Annotated in this window: 14 protein-coding genes and 2 pseudogenes; 3 read left to right on the top strand and 13 right to left on the bottom strand. The window is 58.5% G+C overall.

Annotated elements, in window-relative coordinates:
* From egtD to GJ695_RS02720, 6 genes and pseudogenes are all read right to left on the bottom strand, one after another.
* Positions 1-960, bottom strand: a complete 960-nt coding sequence (gene egtD, locus GJ695_RS30590) for an L-histidine N(alpha)-methyltransferase (protein WP_371866476.1) — start codon at positions 958-960, stop codon at positions 1-3.
* Positions 946-2,157, bottom strand: a pseudogene (gene egtB, locus GJ695_RS30595) (ergothioneine biosynthesis protein EgtB); the annotation flags it as partial. The pseudogene egtB and the gene egtD, both read right to left, overlap by 15 nt.
* Complete coding sequence (locus GJ695_RS02705) at positions 2,154-3,620, bottom strand: efflux transporter outer membrane subunit (RefSeq protein WP_308492025.1); 1,467 nt, start codon at positions 3,618-3,620, stop codon at positions 2,154-2,156. The pseudogene egtB and the gene GJ695_RS02705, both read right to left, overlap by 4 nt.
* A 10-nt stretch (positions 3,621-3,630) precedes the next feature.
* The gene (locus GJ695_RS02710) at positions 3,631-6,822 is read right to left on the bottom strand and encodes an efflux RND transporter permease subunit (RefSeq protein WP_166455038.1); all 3,192 of its coding nucleotides are present in this window, start codon (positions 6,820-6,822) and stop codon (positions 3,631-3,633) included.
* A 14-nt stretch (positions 6,823-6,836) separates the two neighbouring features.
* Positions 6,837-8,006 (bottom strand): efflux RND transporter periplasmic adaptor subunit, encoded by a 1,170-nt coding sequence (locus tag GJ695_RS02715; RefSeq protein ID WP_154362081.1) that lies wholly within the window; start codon positions 8,004-8,006, stop codon positions 6,837-6,839.
* The gene (locus GJ695_RS02720) at positions 7,990-8,706 is read right to left on the bottom strand and encodes a gamma-glutamylcyclotransferase (RefSeq protein WP_154362082.1); all 717 of its coding nucleotides are present in this window, start codon (positions 8,704-8,706) and stop codon (positions 7,990-7,992) included. The genes GJ695_RS02715 and GJ695_RS02720 overlap by 17 nt, the downstream gene beginning before the upstream one ends.
* A 173-nt stretch (positions 8,707-8,879) precedes the next feature.
* On the opposite strand from GJ695_RS02720, the gene GJ695_RS02725 reads away from it, so the two are divergent.
* The gene (locus GJ695_RS02725) at positions 8,880-9,791 is read left to right on the top strand and encodes a LysR family transcriptional regulator (RefSeq protein WP_154362083.1); all 912 of its coding nucleotides are present in this window, start codon (positions 8,880-8,882) and stop codon (positions 9,789-9,791) included.
* Here the strand turns inward: GJ695_RS02725 and GJ695_RS02730 are convergent.
* From GJ695_RS02730 to GJ695_RS02740, 3 genes are read right to left on the bottom strand one after another with little or no spacing between them, the layout of a single operon-like run.
* Positions 9,758-10,153 carry a DUF427 domain-containing protein gene (locus GJ695_RS02730; protein ID WP_154362084.1) on the bottom strand — a complete coding sequence of 132 codons (396 nt, stop codon included), beginning with the start codon at positions 10,151-10,153 and terminating at the stop codon, positions 9,758-9,760. The two genes, GJ695_RS02725 and GJ695_RS02730, sit on opposite strands and share 34 nt — an antisense overlap.
* The gene (locus GJ695_RS02735; protein WP_154362085.1) at positions 10,081-10,671 is read right to left on the bottom strand and encodes an MFS transporter; all 591 of its coding nucleotides are present in this window, start codon (positions 10,669-10,671) and stop codon (positions 10,081-10,083) included. Before GJ695_RS02735 ends, GJ695_RS02730 begins: the two co-directional genes overlap by 73 nt.
* A gap of 37 nt (positions 10,672-10,708) precedes the next feature.
* On the bottom strand, positions 10,709-11,353 hold the full coding sequence (locus tag GJ695_RS02740; RefSeq protein WP_154362086.1) for a glutathione S-transferase family protein: 645 nt from the start codon (positions 11,351-11,353) through the stop codon (positions 10,709-10,711).
* 205 nt (positions 11,354-11,558) lie between these two features.
* Between GJ695_RS02740 and GJ695_RS30600 the strand changes: the two genes are divergently transcribed.
* The gene (locus GJ695_RS30600; RefSeq protein ID WP_154362087.1) at positions 11,559-11,957 is read left to right on the top strand and encodes a helix-turn-helix domain-containing protein; all 399 of its coding nucleotides are present in this window, start codon (positions 11,559-11,561) and stop codon (positions 11,955-11,957) included.
* Positions 11,958-12,509: 552 nt separating this feature from the next.
* Here the strand turns inward: GJ695_RS30600 and GJ695_RS02750 are convergent.
* The 4 genes and pseudogenes from GJ695_RS02750 to GJ695_RS02760 all read right to left on the bottom strand — a co-directional run bounded on the left by GJ695_RS02750 (position 12,510) and on the right by GJ695_RS02760 (position 14,741).
* Entirely contained in the window at positions 12,510-13,301 is a 792-nt protein-coding gene (locus GJ695_RS02750; protein ID WP_154362088.1) for a hypothetical protein, read from the bottom strand.
* A gap of 58 nt (positions 13,302-13,359) precedes the next feature.
* Positions 13,360-13,620: a hypothetical protein gene (locus tag GJ695_RS02755; protein ID WP_154362089.1), complete on the bottom strand. Its 261-nt coding sequence runs from the start codon at positions 13,618-13,620 to the stop codon at positions 13,360-13,362.
* A gap of 118 nt (positions 13,621-13,738) precedes the next feature.
* Positions 13,739-13,828, bottom strand: a pseudogene (locus GJ695_RS29955) (ATP-binding protein); the annotation flags it as partial.
* A gap of 703 nt (positions 13,829-14,531) precedes the next feature.
* Entirely contained in the window at positions 14,532-14,741 is a 210-nt protein-coding gene (locus GJ695_RS02760) for a hypothetical protein (RefSeq protein WP_154362090.1), read from the bottom strand.
* A gap of 2,423 nt (positions 14,742-17,164) precedes the next feature.
* Between GJ695_RS02760 and GJ695_RS30605 the strand changes: the two genes are divergently transcribed.
* A complete protein-coding gene (locus tag GJ695_RS30605) occupies positions 17,165-17,377 on the top strand; it encodes an AbrB/MazE/SpoVT family DNA-binding domain-containing protein (protein ID WP_371866477.1) in 213 nt (70 codons plus the stop codon).
* Positions 17,378-17,447 lie beyond the last annotated feature (70 nt).

Here is a 17,447-nt window from a genome sequence, read left to right on the forward strand (position 1 = left end):
TTAAGCTGGGACCAAAGCGAACATGGCAAACTGTGGTGCAGGGCTGATCCATTGCTGGACGATTTGCCAGCCGCTGCGCGCCGCCAGTGCGTCAAATGAATCAGTGCTGAATTTGTGGGAGTTCTCGGTATGCAAACTTTCGCCTTGGCTGAAGGAAAAGCGCATGCCGCCCAGCGTGACGTGCTGGTCGTGCAGGCTGACCAGGTGCATCTCCATGCGCTGCAACCCGGCGTTCCAGCGCGCCTCGTGTCGGAACGCCTGGATATCAAAATCAGCACCGAGTTCGCGGTTGATACGTTCCAGCAGATTCCGGTTAAACCCGGCTGTCACGCCGGCAGCATCATCGTAGGCGGCTAGCAGTGTGGGCACGTCTTTGAGCATATCGGCGCCAACCAGCAGCACGCTGTCCTCGCCGAGCAGAACGCGCGTGCGAAGCAAAAATTGCTGCATTTCAGCCGGGTCGAGATTGCCTATCGTCGAACCTGGAAAGAATCCGACCGCCGACTTGGCGCGCACACTTTCTGGCAACCGGAGTTCGCCCGTAAAGTCGCCGGCAATGGGGACGAAGTCCAGTGACGGGTAGCGTTGAGCCAGCCGGGCGACCGCCTGGTCAAGGGCGTCATGGCTGATCTCGATTGGTACATAGGTGCTGATTTGCGGCGCCGCATCCAGCACAATGGCGGTCTTGTCGCTGGCGCCGCTGCCGAATTCAATCAGCGCCGCACCTTTTGGGATCAGTGCCGACAGGTCAGCTGCGATCTCGCGCAACAATGCCGTTTCAGTGCGCGTCGGATAATATTCGGGCGTACGGCAAATCTCCTCAAACAGTGCCGAGCCGCGCGCATCGTACAGATACTTGGGCGATAGCGTTTTCTGCGGCGAGGACAGGCCGGCGACGACATCTGCCAGGAATTGCGGGCTGTCGTCACGCTCGTCCGCCGCGGCTGCGTCGCGCGCCAGACGGACACCCGATGCCATCCAGCGCTGTTCCGGGCGGTAGAAATTGCGATAGGATGGCCGCGTATGGCCAGGTGCAGTGATGCCGGCGCCGCCTCGCAACACCTGCTGACCTACCATGAACTTGCCGTTGTATTCGCCCACTGCGCCGGCGGCGACGCGGAAGCCTGGATAGGCGCTATGCGCACTGGCGGTCCATTGCCAGGCCACCGTATCGGCCTGTTGTAGCAGCCCGCTTCCGGCGGCGTGTTCCCATTCCGCTTCCAGCGGCAAGCGGGCATCTGCCCAGTGCGCGTACGCAGCTGCTTCGTAGTAGCTGATATGCAAAACCGGCGCATCTGCCACAACCCGACGCAACCCGGCTAGGCCCATTTGATACCAGCCATCGTGTTCCAGCTGCCAGTATTGCGGCGCCTCCCATTGCTGTTGCTGCGCGACGGCCCAGCCATCTGCCAGCCAGAGTTCAGGGCGTTGATATCCCCGATGTGCCATGAACTCCATCCACTCGCCGTTGGTGACCAACCGGTCGCTGATGTCATAAGGCGCCAACCAGACTGAGTGCTGTGGGCGCTCATTATCAAAGGAGAATCCGTCGGAACCCATCCCGATGCGCACCAGGCCACCATCGACGCGCTGCCAACGGCTGCGCCGACCAGGCACCGGCGGCGGCCAGTCGCGGTCATACACCGGCAACAATGGTGACTGGCTGAAGAGGTGTAACAGGTCCATCAGCATTAACTCTTGATGCTGCTCCTCATGGGCAATGCCGAGTTCGATCAACGCTAGCGTTGCCGGAACCGAGGTGGCCAAAATTAATTGCTGCATATGCTGGTCGACGTGCCGACGATAGGACACGATGTCGACCAGTAATGGACGGCTCAGCAAGCCGCGCTGGTGACGCGGCACACGTGGGCCCAGCGCTTCGTAATACGAGTTGAACAGCGCACCGTAGCTGACATCGAATACCCGGTAGCCCGGCAACGTCGGCTTCAGCAGCATGGTTTCGAAAAACCAGCTGGTATGCGCCAGATGCCATTTGACCGGGCTGGCATCGGACATGGATTGGAGATTGAGGTCTTCTGCTTCCAGCGATGCCACCAGCGTCTCGCTACGCTTGCGGAGGCGACGGTAGCGATCAGCCAGGTCCTGGTTCAACGGCACGGCGGTGACTGCCAGCAGCTGCTTTTCCGGGCCGTTCATAAGGTGCTCCCGTCCCAGCCGCCGCCCAGCGCACGCACCAGGTTGACTGTGGCGGCAGCCTGGCTGCCCTGCAGTTGCACGGCAGCGCGGCGTGTCTGCAGGGCGCTACGCTCGGCGTCAATCACTTCCAGATAGGTGACTGCACCTTCGTCATACTGCAACTGCGCCAGGTGAGAGGCTTTGGACGATGCCTGTCCCGCCTTGGCCTGGACGGCGGTCTGTTGTTCCAGGATGCGCAGCTCGGACAGGTTGTCCTCTACTTCGCGGAAAGCGGTCAGCACGTGCTGGCGATACTTGGCCACATCCTCCTCATACTGCGCGCGGACGCGTGCGAGCTCGCCCTTGCGCTGCCCGCCGTCGAACAGCGGCAGGCTCAGCGCCGTTCCGGCCAATGGCCCCAGCAGGAAAGTGCGTGTGCCGGCTTTGAAGAGATCGCCGAAGGAACTGCTTTCCGCTCCCATCGAACCGGTCAGGGTCAGCGATGGAAAGAAGGCGGACTTGGCGACGCCGACACGGGCGTTGGTGGCCGCCATAGCGCGCTCGGCGGCGGCAATGTCTGGACGCCTTTCGAGCAAAGAGGACGGCAGCCCGGGTGGAATACGCAGGCTGACCGGTTGTAACGGGTTGGGCGCCATCGAAAATTCGGCGGGCGATTTGCCGAGCAGGACAGCGAGGCTGTGCTCCGAGACCGCGCGCAAGCGCGACACGGTCATCGCCTCCGACCGTGCGGTTTCCAGTTCGGCCTCGGCCCGGCTCAAGTCCAGTTCGCCGATGGCGCCTTCCTTGAAGCGGACTTGCATCAGCTGCCAGGCCTGCTCGCGCAGGTCAACCGCTTGTGTCAGCACCTCGGCTTCGGCATCCAGCTCGCGCAGCGCGAAATAGTTCGCCGCCACGTCAGCTTGCAATGCCAGTTGCACCGAACGGAACAACGCTTCGCTACGTTGCGTGTCCGCCTTGGCGGCATCCACGGTGCTGGCCACCCGGCCGAACAGGTCTACTTCGTATGAAAAGCCGACCTGGGCCCGATATAGCGTTTGCGGCGCCACATTGGTTCCCGATGGTAGACCCAGCGACGCGGCCGAGGTCTTTTGCCGGGTAGCGCCGACGCCGGCGTCGATGTTCGGGAACATGCCAGCGCGGGCCGACTGGTTCAGCGCACGCGCTTCACCCACGCGCGCGGTGGCTGCCTTCAGGTCCTGGTTGGCATCCAGCGCCTGCTGCTCCAGCGCATTGAGCGCGGCATCGTTGAATATGGTCCACCATTCGCCGCGCGTCATCTCTTCAGATGGTTGGGCGGTCTTCCACGAGCCGTCCTTCCATGCCGGTGCGAGCTCTTTAAACGCCGTGGGCGCCGAAGTGTCCGGCTTTTCGTACGTTGGCGCCAGTGAGCAACCGGCCATTACGAGTAGCGCGGCAAGTAAAGTTGAGCCAGCGAACATACGTTTCATCATAGGATGGTTCATGATTTTCTCCTTATGCCGCATCGGCGGAATCAGCGAGGTGCAACTTGTGCGCTTGGGGCGCGTCCTCTGATTGGAATTTTTTACCCGACATCTTGCGCAACAAAACGTAGAAGACCGGCGTTAACACCAAGCCAAACACGGTCACGCCGATCATGCCGAAGAACACCGCGATGCCCATGGCGCGGCGCATCTCGGCGCCGGCGCCACTCGACAACACCAGCGGCACCACGCCCATGATGAAAGCAATCGATGTCATCAGGATCGGACGCAGGCGAAGACGGCTTGCTTCGATGGCTGCTTGGATGACGGTACGGCCCTGCATCTCCAGCTCGCGCGCAAATTCGACGATCAGGATCGCGTTCTTGGCGGACAAGCCCACCAGGACCATCAGGCCGATTTGCGTGAAGATGTTGTTGTCGCCGGCGGTCAGCCACACACCCATCAGCGCCGACAGAATGCTCATCGGGACGATCAGCAAGATGGACAGCGGCAAGGTCAGGCTTTCGTACTGGGCCGCCAGCACCAGGAACACCAGCAGTACGCTGATCGGGAAGACCCATAGTGCGGCATTGCCGGTCAGGATTTGCTGATAAGTCAGGTCGGTCCATTCCATCTTGATGCCCTTGGGCAGCACTTCGGCGGCGATGCGTTCGACCGCGGCCTGCGCTTCGCCGGAGGAATAGCCTGGTGCCGGGCCACCGTTGATGTCGGCAGCGTTGTAGCCGTTATAGCGCACCACGGTTTCCGGGCCGTAGGTCGGCGTCACTTTCACAACCGACGACAGCGGGACCATGTCACCATTGGCGTTACGGGTTTTCAGCAGGCCGATATCGCCGGCGTTGCTGCGGAATGGCGCATCCGCCTGGGCACGCACCTGGTACACGCGGCCGAACTTGTTGAAGTCGTTGACGTACAGCGAGCCCAGGTAGATTTGCATGGTGTCGAACACATCGGTCACCGAGACGCCCAGTTGCTTGGCCTTTTCGCGGTCCAGTTCCACATTCAACTGCGGCACGTTGATTTGGTAGCTGGAGAACATCGGGCCCAGTTCCTTGGTCTCCGCCGCACGCTTCATAAACGCTTGCGTGGCAGCGTTCAAGGCTTCGTAGCCAAGTGCGCCACGGTCCTCCAGTTGCAGCTTGAAGCCGCCGATGGTGCCCAAGCCCTGCACGGGTGGCGGCGGGAAGGTTGCGATGGCCGCACCCTTGATCGACGCACCTTTGGCATTTAGGGCGGCAGCGATATTGTCTGCTGACTCTTCCTTGCTGCGCTCGCGCGAAGGTTTGAGGATCGCAAACACCAGGCCGCTGCTGGACGAGCTGACGAAGCCGTTCACCGACAATCCCGGGAACGACGTTACGCGCGTCACGCCAGGCTGCTTCTTGGCGATCTCGCTCATTTCACGTACGACCGCTTCGGTACGGTCCAGTGACGAACCGCTTGGCAGCTGCACGATACTGACCAGGTAATCCTTGTCTTGTGCCGGCACGAAGCCGCCTGGCACCACTTTTCCCATCAACACGGCGCCGCCCAGCAGCACGCCATACAACGCCAGCATGATGAACTTGCGACCGATGAAGCGATTCACGCCTCGACCATACGACTCGGAACCACGATGGAACAATTTGTTGAAGACAGTGAAGAATGGGCCGAAGACCTTATCGATGACGCGGGTCAGCCGGTCTTTCGGCTCGTCATGGCCCTTCAACAGCAGTGCGGCCAGTGCCGGCGACAGCGTCAGCGAGTTGAACGCCGAAATCACCGTGGAAATGGCGATGGTCATCGCGAATTGCTTGTAGAACTGGCCGGTCAAGCCAGACATGAATGCCAACGGCACGAACACCGCGACCAGCGTCAGGGCAATCGCAATGATGGGCCCGCTAACTTCTTGCATCGCTTTGTACGTGGCATCGCGCGCCGACAGGCCGGACGCCATATTCCGCTCGACGTTCTCTACCACCACAATGGCGTCGTCGACCACGATACCAATGGCCAGTACCATCCCAAACAATGATAGGGCGTTGATCGTGAAGCCGAAACCGAGCAGCAGCGAGAAGGTGCCGATGATGGACACCGGCACCGCCAGCAGCGGAATCAGCGAGGCGCGCCACGATTGCAGGAAAACCACGACGACGACGACGACCAGGGCGATTGCTTCAAACAGCGTGTGCACCACTGCGTCGATACTCTCGCGCACGAAGCGGGTCGGGTCGTAGCAGATTTCGTACTTGACACCGTCCGGCATGTCTTTTTGCAGTTCGGCCATGACGGCGTTGACATCGTCCGAAATTTGCAGCGAGTTGGCGCCAGGCTGCTGGAAGATAATCATCTGCACGGCGTTTTTATTGTCCAGCAGCGCGCGCATGCCGTAATCTGCGGATGCCAGTTCGACCCGCGCCACATCGGACAGGCGCACCAAGCCGCCATCTGGCGACGTCTTCAGAACGATGTTGCGGAACTCGGTTTCGCTCTTCAAACGGCCCTGTGCATTGATGCTTAGTTGCATCGGGACGTTGGTGGCCATTGGCGCGCCGCCGACGATACCGGCTGCCACCTGAACGTTTTGTTCGCGGATGGCTTTCACCACTTCGGTGGCGGTCATGTTTTGACGCGCGACTTTTTGCGGGTCCAGCCAGACACGCATCGAATAGTCGCCAGCCCCCCACATCGCCACCTCGCCGACGCCGTTCACGCGCGCCAGTCGGTCTTTGATGTTGATCAGTGCGTAGTTGCGCAAATAGGTCAGGTCGTAGCGGTCGTTGGGCGATACGATGTTCACGCCCATGGTCAGCGTCGGCGAAGACTTTACCGTCGTCACGCCCAGCCGCTGCACATCCTCCGGCAGTCGCGGCAACGCCTGTGCTACGCGGTTTTGCACGAACTGCTGCGCCTTGTCCGGGTCGGTGCCCAGTTTGAAGGTGACGGTGGTGGCCATACTGCCGTCGCTGTTGGCTTGCGACTGCATGTACAGCATGTTTTCCACGCCATTGATCTGCTCCTCGATGGGCGAAGCCACCGTTTCTGCGATCACTTTAGGATTGGCGCCCGGATATTGGGCGCGCACGACTACCGAAGGTGGCACGACTTCCGGATACTCGCCGGTCGGTAGTAATTTCAGCGCGATGATGCCTGCCAACAGCACGACCGTCGATAACACGCCGGCAAAAATCGGCCGGTCGATAAAGAACTTTGATATGTTCACGTCGTTCTCCCTGTTCAGGCTGCGGGTTTGACCGTGGCTTGTGCCATCGGTACGTTATGCGCGCGCACACTGTCATTCGGCTTCGCACGCATCAGGCCGTTGACGACGATACGTTCGCCAGCCTGCAAGCCGCTGGTGACAATGCGCATGCCCTCGTATAGGTTGCCGGTCTTGATTTCGCGCCATTGCACCTTGTTCTGTGCATCGACTACCAGCACGAAGTTCTTCGCCTGGTCAGTGCCGATGGCTGCGTCGTCGACCAAGATGGCTGCTTCTTCCTTGGCGCCATTGACTTTGACGCGGGCATACAGGCCCGGCAGCAATGCGCCATCGGCGTTATCGAAGCGCGCACGTACTCGCAGCGTCGAGGAACCAGTGTCCATGTGGTTGTCCACCGAGACCACCGCGCCATTGCGCGAGTAGCCGGTTTCATCGGCCAAGCCCATGGTCACCGGTACCGACTTGCCTGCGCTGTGGCGCAGGTAGCGTAGGTAGGTTTGCTCGTCCACTTCAAATGAGGCATAGATCGGCGACACCGACACCAGTGTCGTTAGCAGGGGGGCGTTGGAGCCGTTGCTGACGATATTGCCGACGGTGAGCTCCGCGCGCGACACGCGACCGGCGACCGGCGCGGTGATGGCGGTATAGGACAGGTTGACGCGGGCGGCATCCAGCGCAGCGGCGGCAGCGCGGACGTTCGCCGTCGCTTCCAGTGCGGCGTTGCGTTTTTCGTCGTAATCGCGCTTGGCGATGGCATTGGATGCGATCAGCCGGCCGGCGCGTTCGGCATCGCTGGAAGCGTAGCTGGCGCGGGCTTCCGCGGCGGCCAATTGCGCTGACGCGCGGTCGACTTCGGCCTGGTAAGGCTTGGGGTCGATGGTGAACAGTGCGTCACCTTTCTTGACGATGGCGCCGTCCTGGAAATGCACGGCCACGATCTTGCCCGCCACCAGTGGTCGGATATCGACTTTGTCGACTGCTTCGAGGCGGCCGGAATAGCTCTGCCATTCGGTGATGTTTTTGGCGATGACGGTGGCGACATCCACCTCCGGTCCGGGTGCCGGCGCAGCGGCCGCGTGGGCAGTGCCCATTGGTCCCTCTTCGTGAGAAACAATGACACCGGCTGCGGCGATGGCCAGCACGGCGCCGACGACAACAGCGGCCCGTTTACGAATTGCGTTCATGAGAATCTCCTTGGGAATCAAATTGGTTGGGGTGAGAAGGAATTGGGGAGGTCCGACATCGCAGCAGATCGGCCAGCTCGTGGACGTAGCTGTCATGGGCGCCCATGTCATGCAGCGCTGATTGCAGCTGGCATACGTAATCGGCATTGCTGCCCAGCGGGCCATGGGCTGCGGCGACCATCGGCGCGATCTGATGGGCCGATATGTCGGCTTCGTATTGCGGGCTGGATGGATCGGCGACGAACACGATGGCCATGACAGTACGGCCGTCGTCCAGCGTCACCGGAGCCCAGGAGGGGGCATATGAACCGGTGACCATTTCGCGTATCCACATCATTCGCAGTTCGTCCATGGCGTTGGCATCGTCCAGGCGGAACGCCAGGCCTTGCGTGGCGCCGCCCGGTTCGACGGCCAGCATGCGGCCCGGTGTCTCAGGACGAGCGCGGCCGGCGACGATGCGTACGCAGAAGCTGCGGTGCCAGCCGATCAACGTGGCATGACGGCGCTCCGCAAATTCCAGCATGGGGTTCCAGATCAGCGAGCCGTAGGCGAAGACCCAAACGGCGCCGTCCTGCGGCCTGGCGCGCAGCGTGTCAGCCATCGACTGTTCGATGCGTTCGGTGCTCCAGCGGAGCTGAGGCGGCAAGGTGTCGAAGCTGTCGAGATATGCACCGGAGATGATCGACTGACGGGTAAGCATGATGAGCTCGCATTGGTGAGAATGGAGCGGAGTATGACTAAAGAACTCGTCGCGATAAACGCACTAAAATGATTTTCTTTGTCGCTTTAGGAGCGACAATTAAACAGGGCGAATGACGCCTGAATTGCGCTAAACTGAGCGTATTCTTCGTTTTTGACAGTCCGGGAGCCACAATGCAGGAAATTGTCGAAGCATCCATTCAAGACATCACTGCCTTCACAGCCGTGGCGCAAAGCGGTAGCTTTACCCGCGCCGCGGAGGATTTGGGTAGCAACAAATCGAATGTCGGCAAAGCGGTCCAGCGTCTCGAGAAGCATCTCGGAACCCGGCTGTTCCAGCGGACTACGCGTGCTGTCAGGCTGACCGAAGAAGGCATGGCCTACCTCAAGGCGGCGACCAGCGCGCTCAACACTTTGCGGGAAGCTGGGCAGGCACTGGCGGCAAGTCGCGCCGAGCCCGTAGGGCGGGTACGCATCGATTTACCGGCGGGTTTCGGCCGGTTGCTGCTGCCTTCGTTACAAAAATTGAGGGAGCGCTATCCCAAGCTGGTTTTGGAACTGGCGCTCACTGACAGGATGTCCGATCCAGTATCGGAAGGCTGGGATATCATCGTCCGCATCGGCGAGCTGCCCAGCGATAGCGAACTGACAGTGCGTAAGCTGTGCGACACCAAGCAGGCCTTGTATGCTTCGCCGGACTATCTCGCCAGGCGAAGCACCATCAAATCCATCGCCGATCTGAACTCACATGACGCGCTGGTGTTTCGCAGCCAGGCCTCCGGGCGCTTGCGTGATTGGGAACTGCGCGACGGTGACCAGACCCGCAGTTTCATCCCCACGCCGGTGCTGATCCTCTCGGATGGCCAGGCGCTTGTTGAAGCGATACAGCTGGGACTGGGCGTCGCCCACATCCTTGACCGGGTCGCGTTGCCGCACGTTAAAGCCGGTCGTTTGGTGCACGTTCTGCCAGAAGCCGACGTCCCTGGCCCGCCGGTGCATGCCATCATTCCGCTGGGCGCCAAGATGACAGCCAAGACTCGAGCCGTGCTGAACTATCTGGTCGATGAACTCGCAGTATCCAACTGAATGGAATCGACACGCTCGGGATAAAACGCCACATGACCCTGAATAGCCGCGACGGCGACGTATGGGTGCAGATAGAACCATACGGCGTTGCTGACGTGGTGGCCGCCAACCTCGATATCGTAGTAGCTGCAATCGCCCTTGTATGGACAGTAAGTGACGTGTGCGGATGGTCGCAAAATGGCTTGGTCGACATCCTGCCTCGGGATATAAAACACAGGTGTGAGTGCTGCCTCTTGCAGGACTAACGCCGATGTGGTTTTGGCTAGAACGTGACTATTTAATCTGACCACTACTTCGCCATGCACCGGCTTGACATCGATTGGGTGAGCGGGACTTGGTAGCTTAATGATTTTTTCCTGCATTTCTCTTCCTTTCGTTTATAAAAAAAGCACGCCGTAACGGCGTGGAGCGCGGCGCACGTGAGCAGTAGGGATGGATGTGCGAGATTGGACGCGCTCCAAGTAACTGCGGAAATACTTGCTATCACACCGACTAAAATTCCTAAGATAGCTGCTCCGACTGCGTATCGCTTGTACTCTTCCGGGACAGCTTTAATCGAGATTGCGAGCGCAGCGGGGAACAGCACTGGGTGGAGTAGTGCTGTAGTCAGCCTGGCAAATATCAGCAAGGATGAGTATGACGATAGCCCGACAATAACGTCGCATCCAGATAGCAAGAATAAGCAAGCAGCGAGCAGTTTTTCGCGTTCCACTGAGGCAGAAAGCACAACCAGCACCGGGCCTGCAAACGCGACCGAAAGTGGAAATATACCCATCAACGGCTTGCCAATCCAAGGCAGCAGATTAAACAGTCCGCACATTGTCGTGTAGAACGCGAAGCCTGCTGCAACGAGTAACAATCGTGGGGTGTGTATTTTCATGGCCGGAAAAATCCTACTGGCGCATCTTGGTGGAATACTAAACAGTCGCCAGTAGGCGATGCTGTGCGACGAGCATCGCTTCGTCTTTCAGCGCTTTTTGCAATGAAGGGCGCGCCTCCATGTGCACCTTGTATGCCATTAAGTAGCTCAGGTGGCCGATCTTTACGCCGGAGCGCGCATGCCACCACGTACCGAACACATATGCGTCTGCGACGGTGAACTGCTCACCAGTGAGAAAGGGGCGGCCGTCAAACAAGCGTTGGTTTAGCAGACCGTACGCGGTCTGGAGCTTGTGTCTTCCCCACGTGGTCCCTTCTTCAGTCATTAACCGATGTATCAAGGGGATGTGCTTCTGGGCGATCTCGGTAGACAAGAAACTAAGCAACTGGTCGAACTTCGTGCGTTTCAGGGTACCCGGCGTTGGAGCCAAGTCTGAATCAGGATGCTGATCTGCCAAATAAGTGGAGATCACCACGGTTTCCGTCAGAATGTCCTGTTGTGGATTGTCTAGCACCAGCGCGGGCACGTAAGCCAGAGGATTAATATCCAAAAAATTGTCGCGGCTTGAAGTCGTTTTGGCGAACACGTCGTAGTGAATTAGTTCAAGACCGAGGCCAAGTTCGTTGGCAACGATTTGGACAGTCCGCGAACAGGTGTCGTGAGCTATATACAGTTTGGGCATGATGATTTTCCTCGTGTCGTTACGCTCTACGTGAACGATTAGGGAAGTCTATGCCCAGCGGCACCGCTGATAAACTGTTGAACGAGCGATGCACTGTCGCTCGCAATTCGCCAATATCAAGGAATAGCTTTGAGCGATGGAAACGGCTTTGGATTGATGCTGTGTCCAGGCTGTCGTTGGCTGTCTGCCTGCACCAATCGAACCCATGCCATTCGGTGGCAGGGGCTCTGCTGTATTACATCATCGAAATCGACAATTCGGTCGCCGAGGGAGTCCTCGGCGGTGTGGCCATTGGTTGTTCGCCAAGCCGTTGGGAGTGTCGGAGATTAGAGGACTTGCTCGTAGTGTGTCTCGCTACGTTTGGCGCCGGTTTACCCCTTCGGGATTTCGACAGGTTCAAGCGGAACGCGGCCGGCTTGGAGGGAAGGCTTCAGGGGCAGCGCGACTTGTCGCGAACGAGGATAAACGCAGCAGCGCTGTGTTAATGGCTGCACGTGGAATGAGCGTGCGTGCAATCGCCAAGGAGCTGGACGTAGGCAAGTCCACTGTAGCACGCTGGGTGTCCCACGAAGCCATGTCAGGTAACAGCGCTGATGGAGAGTGAAATCATTGTAGCGCTTCGTAAACGCGGGGCAGGGTCTACGCCGACAGTGCCCAAAAACCGATGTCAAATCTATCAGGAGTGCGGGGGCGGTAGCTGCGGGACTCTGAAGGTGTTGAACGCTTACGCGCCTATTGCGTGGTGAAAACGTCCCACGAAGCCATATCAGGTAACAGCGCTTTGGACGTGAGGCACATACCAGGGCATGGCGACTGAAGCGCACTTTAGCAAAGCAGTCAACGCCTAGCGCGTCAGAACACGACCAGTCCTACCAGGAGGCCGATGGCCTCTCAACGATATTGTGAATTATTCAATACGCTGGTTTGCTCTGTGCAGGTGGCCCCCAACGATACCTTTTTGGCTCGTGCTTCCGATGGTTAATACGGTCAAGGGCCATAAATACCTTATCCTGGAATTCGTCATTGCCAAGGCGCGGCTGCTGGGGTTGCAACTCCCTGATACGCCGACTATTCCGGCTTCGGGCATTACCTAGAGCTGGTCACGGCCGGTTCGCAGCTAGTTGGGTACCCAGTCAGTCAGTGAAGACCATCAAACCTATTCTTCAAAACCGGGGATGACCGACCTTCGCATAGTCACGTCACCCGGAAAGTACGGCGGGAGCGCTTCAGGGTTGCGCTTCAGGGCCAGTTGTACAAACTGTTCATCGCCGCTCTCAATGAACACGTGCTTGAACTCGGTAATACCCAGCGACTTCACACGGTCGCGGTCAAATGCGAAACCTGCTTTGAAAGAGATATAGCGCATGAGTAAGCTATACAAGGGATAACCAATCTCCGCCTGCACTGCTGTTGCCTTTTCTCTCCAAAGTTGTGTCTCGTGCAGGTTTGGTATCGAATAAGCGAGCTCGAGTAAGTCTTTCTTCTTCGCTTTAGGAGGCACGCTCACAGCGTGCGACTCGATGAACTCTTTCAGGTCCACGACCTTTAGATCGTTCAGTACCTGCTCGGCAGTCAAGACGATGGTCCTATCGATTGGTACGGCAAGACCGGGCTGAAAGCGCAGAGGCTTCTGTCCCATCTTTCTGTAGGTCTTGTCCCAGTATTCGTACTCGGACCACGACCAAGAGCGTGCGGAAAAATATCGGCTGAAAATGGGCTTGTGATAGCGTCCCATGTTCAGGTGCCCACCGTCGCCATCGACGATGAACCGCAGCATTGCATCCATTTCTTCGGGCGTGAAGCCATCGACATCCGCCATAACATCATAGAAGACCGTCTCGTAAGCGCTGGACATCTTCGGTTCGGCACTGACGGTCGGCATGCGCCCCGGCTTCAGTTGAGGAGTTGGCTCTTCCTTCTTCCTCGAAAGGAAACTGAACAGTCCCATTACTTGGAGTCTTTCTATCGCGGCTTAAGCAGGCTAACGCCAGGGCACTAGGTTGAGGTTAGTGCGAAGGCCTGACCAACGTCGGGAGAGCCTTGTGATACTCGGCTTCGTCTCCGATGACGGACACATATGCCTTGGCGACGTCTTGCGTTTTGTAGTCGACCTCGACCAGAAGAACTTGGTGGTAAATACTGTCAACCCGCAGAATATCGTACTGACGTGGCAGGATATTCAGAAAAATCGGACCGGCAATAAGTGCCTGAGTCCCAATTTCGTAGATGCCCACGCGTGGGCAACTGGCGATGTCTTTATCTGTCATGGTTTCACCATAAAATTTGCGGAACGGACATCATACCCGCTTACTGACGGCTTTCCGCAATCGGGCATTGCCTGCGTGGATGTCAACAGCTTTTGCCTTCGAATTACAGCAGCTAAGCCCGATGCATTAGGCGGTCCAGGATGGTCGTGGCTATGGTATTGTTGACGAGGGACTTGCACCATTCCTGCACGACCCGGTTGAAGGTAACTGTGCCTCAGTTCGTAATACTGCGTGCAGCAGCGCCTTGGTGTGGAGGTCGTGATGTCCGCCTGCTGTTCGTACAGGCGAACCAGCACGCGGCCGCCGAGCCGGGCCGGCCGCGCGGCATAGTTGCTGTGGTCGACGCCGATGCCGGTGTCGTCGGCGACGGTGCGCTCGCACTCAGTGGAGTAGCGGAAGCCCGCAAGCGCTAAGGGCTTCAGGCGGGTGCGCTCCCCTTGGAACACGGCCTCGACCTACCGGTGGCGCTGCCGTGGATGCGCTTCGCGGCCCACTTGTTTTCCCACTGCTCCAGGAAGGCATTCTGCATCCTCGATGCTCTCAAAGCGGCGGCCCTTAAGCGTGGTGCTCTGGGTGTGCTGGATCGAGTTCTCGACGATGCCCTTGCGGTCCAGGTTCCGCAACCTCGCCGGGACATCGACGACGCTGTAGTGGGCGAGCATGTTTAGTAGACGGGGTTCAGTTCGGGTTCACACAGGTCGGATTTGATGACGCCTCTTTGAGGTTGTCGAGGACGACGTAGACGCAGCAGCCGCCGGAGTAACACCAATCATGCTCGAGCAGCCGTGCCCAAGCCTGCTAGCTTGATTCCCACAAGCCACGCCTGAAGTTTCGCTGCGAGTAGGGCAGTATCGCCACGAACACCCTGGGACGCCGTAGCGATTGAGACATGGAACGCAAGTGATGGCGCCCTAGCCGTAATCGACTTGCACCTCGTCGCTAGGGCCGAACTCCAGTCGGTCGAGCTGTTCCTGTTTTTGGGCCTCCACGCTGTCGTCGAATCGCTTGACACTGTTGTCGCCGGCGGTGCAGCCGAAGCGGTCCACCATGTCCTGGTAGAGGGCAGGGTAGCTGCGGCGCAGGGCAACTACATGGTGATGAAAGTCCAATGCGGCTCGCACACCGATGTACACGTGTCCTGCTTGGCCGGTGGCCGGGGTGGGTAACTTGGACGGCCGGGACGGCGCCCATCCCCGGGAAATTTGAATCGCTCCCGGCAGCGTGCAATGACACGATGCGGATGGTGTTCGGGAGGCTGGAAAGCATCGTGAGTGGATGCTCGACGAAAGTAGGGGGAACTTCAATTCCGAACTAGCGTTAGTGTTGATCGCGATAAGGCGGGCACACGGACGGTGCCCCGTCTTGCCTATCGCTGGGTTAACATCCCTGGTCCAGGCCCGCTCATGACGAGGTAGCATATGCGAGTCATCCGACCTTATTGTTTTACGCATTTCAGTAACGTCGGACAGCTCGACCATGCTGCATGACTCTACTCTAACGTCGGACAGGTCGAGCACCCTACGTTCGATCTTTGCAAAAACTCGTACCCTCGAGTGTGTAGCCAGAGGGCCCGGCGCCCCGTCAGCGAACTGGGCACCGCTCCCGATGCTGAGCGTTTTAACTTCCCTCCCCTACGACCCCGGCAGGCAAGGGCCATTCCCCAAGGACCCTTAGCGACCCATTTGCTGGCGCAATTTTGAGGCCCGGAAGGCGTGGATTTCAACGTTCCAGTGGCACGTCGAACCGCATTCTTTGCGCGGTGCTGCAGCTGTTTCGCGAGGCGTTCTTGAGCGTAGGCCGCTTCCGAAGTGAGCGACCCGGCATCGCGAATTGCTGTCGTTCGGTTCCGCTTTGGCGAGCTGCCATTATGCCTCTGAGCGTTGTTCATTCTCATTCCGCAGCAAGTGATTCGTGCTAGTTTTTGAGCGCATTCCATGGCCTTTCCGATCCCAGCAAAGCACCCTAGCCAGATGGGCGGACCTACACATTAAGGGGCTTGTAACTCCGCGTTTTTTGCGTCTACCTTGCACTCATTGCGCTGATGTTTATACGCATCCGAGACCAGTGCGGCGTGTAGGTATGCGCTCTTTTTTCAGCGCTAGGGTGTGAGAAATTGACGGTCGCGTCGAGGCAAGACGTTCAGCACGAAAGTTTGGTGTCCCGCCTCGGCGCCTTGGTTGGACATAGCTATCACCCATACATTTTTGGGCCTTGAGGGAACCCTTCCGAACAGTGGAAAACGTATCGCATTTCTTCCCAGGTATATGGCTGAGCGTCTCGTCGGTTGATGTCTCCGAAGGTCGTCAAAACGGCGCCTTACGAATGCGCTGCGCAGCGCAAATCCTTGGGGTCTAGGCCATTCCGAAAAGCGCCTTGAGCTGGAATTCGAAGGTCTCATCTCCGACATTGGAGCAGGAAATTTGCGCGCGGCGTGCGCTGTACCACGTCAACGTTTGGCGCTTTGATTTGCGCATCTAGCGAGGCATTTCGGAGCGCTCGCCGCCTCTGACCGACGGGGGCCGCATGGCGGTCCCCTTCGATCATATGCTCTGCGCTAGCAAGGGTTTAGGGAGGTGTCGTTGAGGCTCGACGCTGGCTTGGCGTCTCGTCGAACAACGACCGCAAAGGGCATTAACACGGCCCGGCCTTGGTCCAGGATTGCGCATCCACCGGGGAGATAGGGAAGCATTTTTGATGGCAGACGTAATGCTTGTTTGTGCCATCAGGTCGCTCGAACGAGGCCGCTTTGTGGCATCTAGCAGGCCTAGGGGAAATTTGCCAGCTTGCCAATTTGGTTGCTCAACTTTGCGCCTCAAAAATTGTTGTGCAGGCGAAGCGCGCAGCTTGGAGGTGTGGCGCCCCGGGCGCCCTGGTTGGGCTTGGACTGAGCCAGGTCGACTGATGGAGCTACTCAACTGGAAGAGTGGAACTGAGCTGCGGACATAGACGTCATTGCTCTGGCTCTCAACTTTCTTGGCGTGGGAGGTTAAGGATTCGTCGATTGGTCAGGTTGCTCGTTACGTCGGCTGGTACAGCGAGAAAGAAGGCACGGCGCCGCGTGCGATTCTGGTCGCCAGCGGCTTTCCGCAACCCGTGCGTTGGGCGGCAAAGGCCATTCCAGGGCTGCGTCTGGTAACGTATCGAGTGCAGTTCAATTTCGAAGAGGCAACGGTGTCGGTATAAGAAAAGCCCGTAAGCAAGGGCAGCGGGGACTTATGTTGATGCGTAGCTGCATTGATTCAAATATTCAGCTGCTTAACCCGCGTTTGTCCGAAATCCCTTTTCGCGCCCTCTCTCCGGTTCTTAGCCGGCGATATTCCCCGGGGAACGTGTGCTGATGTGCGCTGGCTGAATCGATCAAACAAGCTCTGGAGTGGGATAGGCGGATGTTTTTCTGGATGACTTGATGAAAATGCTGGCCGCGCTTCGCGATCTTTGCCGCGCCGCGATTTGCTTATTGTACGTTGGTGTTGGCTCGTGGTAGCCTCAAGTCGAATTGAAAAACGGATATCGGAACTTACATCAATCTTCGGAGGCATCCATGATGACGACAGTGACTGTCGGTTCGGGAGGACGAATTACGTTACCCAAAAAGCTCCGGCTTCAGCTAGGTCTGGTCGCTGGTGCTCACCTAACTTTCTCTCAGCTTGATGATGGTCGTTTCGTCGTGCGTGTAAAGAAGCCCGTTTCAAGCTTGGCGGGCATGCTGACGAGAGCTGACCAACCCGCTGTTTCAGTCGAGGAGATGCGTCGGTAAATCGAGTCGCTGGAAGAGCTACTGTCGCTGAGTCGCCAGCCACCTCGGTGACAGCGATGCGACATCTTGC

Source organism: Duganella alba (genome assembly GCF_009674495.1).
GTDB classification, from domain to species: domain Bacteria; phylum Pseudomonadota; class Gammaproteobacteria; order Burkholderiales; family Burkholderiaceae_D; genus Rugamonas; species Rugamonas alba.